The following is a 5375-nucleotide window of genomic DNA, read 5'->3' as shown; positions in this document are numbered from 1 at the left end:
CTGGCCGAGGCGGCCGAGACCACCGGCGGACCGGGCGAGACGCGCGATCACGTCGCGGTCGAGGCGCGCGCGGTCGAGGGCGGTGCGGCCATCATCGTGCGCCTCGCCATCGACGAGGGCTTTCACATCAATGCCAACCCGGCCAGCGAAGACTTCCTGGTGCCGACCCGGGTCACGGCGCTGGATGGTGAGATCGGGCCGATCGACTATCCCGAGGGCAGGCCGTTTCGCGCCGAGTTCGCCCGTTCGGCGATCGATGTCTACGAAGGGGTGATCGAGCTGCGGGTACCCGTGACCGGCGGGATGCCGACGCGTCTATTACTCGATCTGCAGGCCTGCGATGACGAGGTGTGCCTCGCGCCGGACGAGGTGGAGGTCGCCGTCGATCAGGGTGGGGAATAGCCGACCCAGGGTGGCCGTAGGAGCGGCTTTAGCCGCGACATGCCGAGCCGCCACCCGATCCCATCGCGGCTAAAGCCACTCCTACGACGCCCGCTCCCACAATGGGGCGTCGATTGCTCGGCGCGCCAAACGAAACGGGCCGCGGCCGACCGGGTGGTCAGTCGCGGCCCGTGATGGCCGTGATGTGGTTGCCGATCAGGCCGAGACGGAGGCCTGCTGGCTGTCGGCCGGCTCGTCGAGCTGGCAGCCGTCGGGGATCAGCGGGGTCAGGCCGAGCTTCTCGAACATGGCCTCGTCGGCCGCCGCGTCGGCGTTCTCGGTGGTCAACAGCTTCTCGCCGTAGAAGATGCTGTTGGCGCCGGCGAAGAAGCACCAGGCCTGGATCGCCTCGCTCAGTCCCTCGCGGCCGGCGGACAGGCGCACGTGCGAGCTCGGCATCAGGATGCGGGCCACGGCGATGGTGCGGATGAACTCGATCGGGTCGAGCGCCGGGACGTCGGCCATCGGCGTGCCCGGGATGCGCACCAGCATGTTGAGCGGCACGGATTCCGGCGCGCGCTCGAGGTTGGCCAGCGTGGTCAAAAACGAGGCGCGATCCTCGCGCGATTCGCCCATGCCGAGGATGCCGCCCGAGCAGACGTTGATGCCGGCCTCGCGGACGTGGTCGAGCGTTTCGAGGCGGTCGTCGATCGAGCGGGTGGTGATCACCTGGTCGTAGAACTCGGCCGAGGTGTCGATGTTGTGGTTGTAGTAGTCGAGACCGGCCTCCTTGAGGCGGCTGGCCTGCTCGGGCTTGAGCATGCCGAGCGTGACGCAGGCCTCCATGCCGGTCTCCTTGACCACGCGCACCATGTCGATGACCCGCTCGAGCTGGGTGTCGGTGGGGTTACGCCAGGCCGCGCCCATGCAGAAGCGCGAGGCGCCCTTCTCGCGCGCCCGGCGGGCGGCGGTGCGCACCTCGTCGAGCGGCAGCAGGCGCTCGCGCTCGAGGCCCGTGTCGTAGCGGGCGCTCTGCGAGCAGTACTTGCAGTCTTCCGGGCAGGCGCCGGTCTTGATCGAGAGCAGGGTGCTGACCTGGACCGCGTTGGGGTCGAAGTGCTCGCGATGCACCGTCTGGGCCTGGAAAAGCAGGTCGTTGAAGGGCTTCGCGAACAGGTCGAGCGCTTGTTGCTTGCGCCAAAGCGGGCGGGTCATGGGAATCAGTTATCCTCGAACGATTCGGGCGGTTCGGTGAAGGAATCTTCCCAGGTATCTTGCTTGATCCGGTAGAGGTCGTAAAGCGACCAGGGGATCAGGATCAGCGCGGCGATCGCCCAGACGACCAGGTAGAAGGTCAGGCTGGGCGGCGCGAACACGGCGATCACCATGGCGGTGCCGGCCACCCCGTAGAAACGGTAGGCGGCCCACTGGGTGTAGTAGCCCACCTTCGGGTTCGGGTGGTGCTTGTTCAGCGCGTAGACCAGCATCGACAGGCCGGTCCAGAAGATCGCCAGCGGCAGGGGCACGATCATCGCGACGATGTTGCCCCAGTTGAACCAGGTGGCGGCCCGCCGGGCCGACCGGCCGGAGATGCGGGTCGGGGTGTGCTCGTCGTTGTTGTCGAAGGTGTCGGCGGACGCGTCGTGGTTCATGGTGAGACGACCTCTAAATATGCGGATGGGATGCAGATTAGCATGGAATGGATGCCCTCGCGACGGCAGCGCTGGTTCGACGCGCCCTGTCATCTCTGCCGTCTCGATACCGTCGATCCCGACGGTCTGTGCCCGGATTGCCGCCGGGAATGGCGTGCCGCACTGGGGCGGCCACGTTGTCGCGGCTGCGGGCTGATTCTGGCCGGTGATGGGGCGGACGGGAAGACCTGCGCGGCCTGTGTCGGCAAGCCCTCGGCCTTCGAGGGCGTGATCGCCGCGGTCGATCTCGACCCGTCGGTGCGTGCCCTGGTCCACCGGCTCAAGTACCGTCAGGATTTCAGCGTCGTGCCGCTGTTGCAAGCGACCCTGGTCGAGGCGGTCCGGGCCGATGGGGCGGTGGGCGACATCGATGTCCTGGTGCCGATGCCGCTGCACCCGCGACAGCGTCGTCGGCGCGGCTTCAACCAGTCCTGGCTGCTGGCCGACGGGGTGGCCCGCGCGACCGGCCTGCCGTTGCTGCGCCGTGGCGTGCGCCGGGTGCGGGACACCGGTTCGCTGACCGCCTTGTCGGCCCGCGAGCGCCGACGGACGCTCAAGGGGGCGTTTGCGGTCGACGGGACCGTGCCACGGCGGGTCGCGATCATCGATGACGTGCTGACCACCGGGGCGAGCGCGCGGGCGCTCGCAGCCGCGCTGCGGCAAGCCGGCGCCGCATCGGTGTCCGTCTGGGCCCTGGCGCGCACGCCCTGAGCACATCCCGGGAAAAGCGGGGCATGGCTTGTGCCGGGTCGTGAGTTTGGGTAGAATCTCGCGCCTTGGCCGTCCCGGCCGCGTACGCCCGTGGTGATTTCTAACCCCGGGGCGAGCGTTGGGATGGCGGCCCCGCCAAGGGGCAAACCCGAAGACGATCAACCTGAGATGCGGCCCCGGCGGCATCCGACCCAACTTTCGAACCTTTACCAGGGGCAGAATCGAGATGAAAGAAGGCATTCACCCGAACTACCAGCCGGTGGTATTCCAGGACGCCGCGGCGGACTTCGCCATCCTGACCCGTTCGACCATGAAGTCGAGCGAGACCATCAAGTGGGAAGACGGTAACGAGTACCCGCTGATCAAGATCGATGTGTCCTCCGCTAGCCACCCGTTCTTTACCGGCAAGCGTTCCGAGGGCAGCATGGCCAAGCAGGTGGACAAGTTCCGCAACCGCTACGGCCAGAAGAAGTAAGACCGTCGTGGTCGCGTTCCTGCCGTTCGGCCGGGCGCAGCAAAAGGGCACCGTGGGTCTTCCCGGTGCCCTTTTTCGTGTGCGTCGTCCCCTGCTCGCCGTGCTGGCGACCATGCTGCTCGTCGCCGGCGGCTGCGTGGCCGAGGAATCGCCGCAGCGGCCCCCGGGTGGCATGGATGGCACGGGCGACTGCGCCCCGCCGTCCGGGCTGGCGGTCGAGTCGGCCACGGTCAGCTACGTCAACGACGGCGATACCGTCCGCCTCTCCAACGGGGACCGGGTGCGCCTGGTCGGCATCGACACCCCCGAGATCGGTCGGGACGGCGCCGCGGACGAACCCTATGCCCGTGAGGCGCAGCAGGCCCTGCGCGCGCTGCTGGCCGAGTCGGAGAACCGCGTGCGGGTGATCGATGCCACCGAGGGCGAGGACCGCTACGGGCGCCGCCTTTCCTACCTGTACCTCCCCGACGGTCGTTCCATCCAGGCGCAACTGCTGGATCGGGGCATGGCGATGGCGGTGTTCGTCGCCCCCAACCTCGAGCTGGCCGACTGCCTGCTGACGCGCGAGCGGGCGGCCCGCGACGACGATCTCGGCATCTGGTCCTTGTCCGCCTACGACCCGGGCCTGCCCTCGGCCAACGGCATTCCGGAGCAGGTGCAGGGTGCGGCGATCGTCCGCGGCCGGGTGGAGTCGGTGGGCGAGAGCCGGCGGAATATCTGGATCAATCTGGAGGGCCGGGTGGCCGTGCGCGTCGACAAGGCCGACCTCGAACGTTTCCCCGGCTGGGATTTCGAGGCGCTGGAAGGCGAGACCCTGCGGGCGCGCGGCTGGATCGTGCACCACAGCAACCGCTACCAGGACTGGTTTATCCCGGTCGACTCGGCGCATGCGCTGGAACGCCTGAACTAGCGCGAGCCCACCTCGAATCCATCCTGGAATGTAAAAAGGGCGAGCCCGCTGTGGGTTCGCCCTTTTGCGTTGGGGGTCGGTAATCGGGCTCAGCGTTCGGCCAGCCAGTCGCGCGGGCGGAGGAACTCGTCGTAGAGACGCGCCTCCTCGCTGCCCGGCTCGGGGTGGTAGTCGTAGCGCCAGGCGGCGCGCGGCGGCATCGACATCAGGATCGACTCGGTGCGCCCGCCCGACTGCAGCCCGAACAGGGTGCCGCGGTCGTAGACCAGGTTGAACTCGACGTAACGCCCGCGGCGGTAAGCCTGGAAGTCGCGCTCGCGCTCGCCGTACGGGGTGTCCTTGCGCTTTTCCACCAGCGGCAGGTAGGCGGGCAGGTAGTGGTCGCCCACCGAGCGCATGAAGCCGAAGGCGGTATCGAAGTCGATCTGGCCGTCGGCGCCGTAGTCGTCGAAAAACAGGCCGCCCACGCCGCGCGGTTCATTGCGGTGCTTGAGCCAGAAATACTCGTCGCACCACTGCTTGAAGCGCGGGTAGTGGTCGTCGCCGAACGGCCGGCAGGCGGCCTCGGCCTGCTCGTGCCAATGCACGGCATCCTCGGTGAAGCCGTAGTAGGGCGTCAGATCAAAGCCGCCGCCGAACCACCACACCGGCTCGACGCCTTCCTTCTGTGCCTGGAAGAAGCGCACGTTGGCGTGCGAGGTGGGAACAAAGGGATTGCGCGGGTGGATCACCAGCGAGACGCCCATGGCCTCGAACGAGCCGCCGGCCAGATCCGGCCGGTGGGCGGTGGCCGACGGCGGCAGCTTGTTGCCGGTCACGTGCGAGAAGTTGATCCCGGCACGTTCGAAGGTCGCGCCGTCCTCGAGGATGCGGCCGCGGCCCTCGCCGTTGAGATGGTCGCCCGGCGGGCGCTTCCAGTCGTCGTGCAGGAAGCGCGTGCCGTCTTCCTGGCCTTCGAGGCCGGCGACGATCCGGTCCTGCAGGTCGACAAGGTAGTCGCGGACGGCCTGAAGGTCGGCCCCGCTGTCTGCCGGCTTATCCGCCATGGTCAACTCCTGATGATCCGTCCGGTGGGCCAGTGGATGATCTGCGAGGGGCGGGCGCGCCGATCGACGCGGCCCGGAATGATCCGGACGTCCGCCCGGGCAAACTGGCGGCGGGCGGCGAGCGCGTCGCGTGCCGCCGGGCGGCCGCTGACGTTCGCGCT

The 5375-nt window shown here is 68.4% G+C and carries 7 protein-coding genes; 4 read left to right on the top strand and 3 right to left on the bottom strand.

Annotated elements, in window-relative coordinates:
- Positions 1–402, top strand: a 402-nt coding sequence (locus FAZ79_RS11030) for a protein-disulfide reductase DsbD domain-containing protein (protein ID WP_247709549.1), incomplete at its 5' end; no start/stop codon positions are given.
- A 195-nt stretch (positions 403–597) separates the two neighbouring features.
- Here FAZ79_RS11030 and bioB read toward each other — a convergent pair.
- Positions 598–1596, bottom strand: coding sequence for a biotin synthase BioB (gene bioB / locus FAZ79_RS11025; RefSeq protein ID WP_136868015.1), 999 nt, complete (start codon positions 1594–1596; stop codon positions 598–600).
- 5 nt (positions 1597–1601) lie between these two features.
- The gene (locus FAZ79_RS11020) at positions 1602–2033 is read right to left on the bottom strand and encodes a hypothetical protein (RefSeq protein WP_136868014.1); all 432 of its coding nucleotides are present in this window, start codon (positions 2031–2033) and stop codon (positions 1602–1604) included.
- 30 nt (positions 2034–2063) lie between these two features.
- Here FAZ79_RS11020 and FAZ79_RS11015 point away from each other — a divergent pair, with 30 nt between their 5' ends.
- From FAZ79_RS11015 to FAZ79_RS11005, 3 genes are all read left to right on the top strand, one after another.
- Positions 2064–2783, top strand: a complete 720-nt coding sequence (locus tag FAZ79_RS11015; RefSeq protein ID WP_169303691.1) for a ComF family protein — start codon at positions 2064–2066, stop codon at positions 2781–2783.
- A gap of 226 nt (positions 2784–3009) precedes the next feature.
- Positions 3010–3258, top strand: a complete 249-nt coding sequence (locus tag FAZ79_RS11010) for a type B 50S ribosomal protein L31 (protein WP_136868012.1) — start codon at positions 3010–3012, stop codon at positions 3256–3258.
- A 7-nt stretch (positions 3259–3265) separates the two neighbouring features.
- A complete protein-coding gene (locus FAZ79_RS11005; protein WP_169303690.1) occupies positions 3266–4168 on the top strand; it encodes a thermonuclease family protein in 903 nt (300 codons plus the stop codon).
- An 89-nt stretch (positions 4169–4257) separates the two neighbouring features.
- Here FAZ79_RS11005 and hemF read toward each other — a convergent pair whose 3' ends face one another.
- Complete coding sequence (gene hemF, locus FAZ79_RS11000) at positions 4258–5214, bottom strand: oxygen-dependent coproporphyrinogen oxidase (RefSeq protein ID WP_136868010.1); 957 nt, start codon at positions 5212–5214, stop codon at positions 4258–4260.
- Between the last annotated feature and the right edge of the window lie 161 nt (positions 5215–5375).

The organism is Guyparkeria sp. SB14A, from assembly GCF_005096345.1.
Taxonomy (GTDB): Bacteria; Pseudomonadota; Gammaproteobacteria; order Halothiobacillales; family Halothiobacillaceae; genus Guyparkeria; species Guyparkeria hydrothermalis.
This window is presented reverse-complemented; position numbering and strand designations above follow the sequence as displayed.

Coding starts and splice junctions, on each gene's coding strand:
- bioB (WP_136868015.1), bottom strand. CDS start 1,596: ATGACCCGCCCGCTTTGGCGCAAGCAACAAGCGCTCGACCTGTTCGCG.
- FAZ79_RS11020 (WP_136868014.1), bottom strand. CDS start 2,033: ATGAACCACGACGCGTCCGCCGACACCTTCGACAACAACGACGAGCAC.
- FAZ79_RS11015 (WP_169303691.1), top strand. CDS start 2,064: ATGCAGATTAGCATGGAATGGATGCCCTCGCGACGGCAGCGCTGGTTC.
- hemF (WP_136868010.1), bottom strand. CDS start 5,214: ATGGCGGATAAGCCGGCAGACAGCGGGGCCGACCTTCAGGCCGTCCGC.
- FAZ79_RS11010 (WP_136868012.1), top strand. CDS start 3,010: ATGAAAGAAGGCATTCACCCGAACTACCAGCCGGTGGTATTCCAGGAC.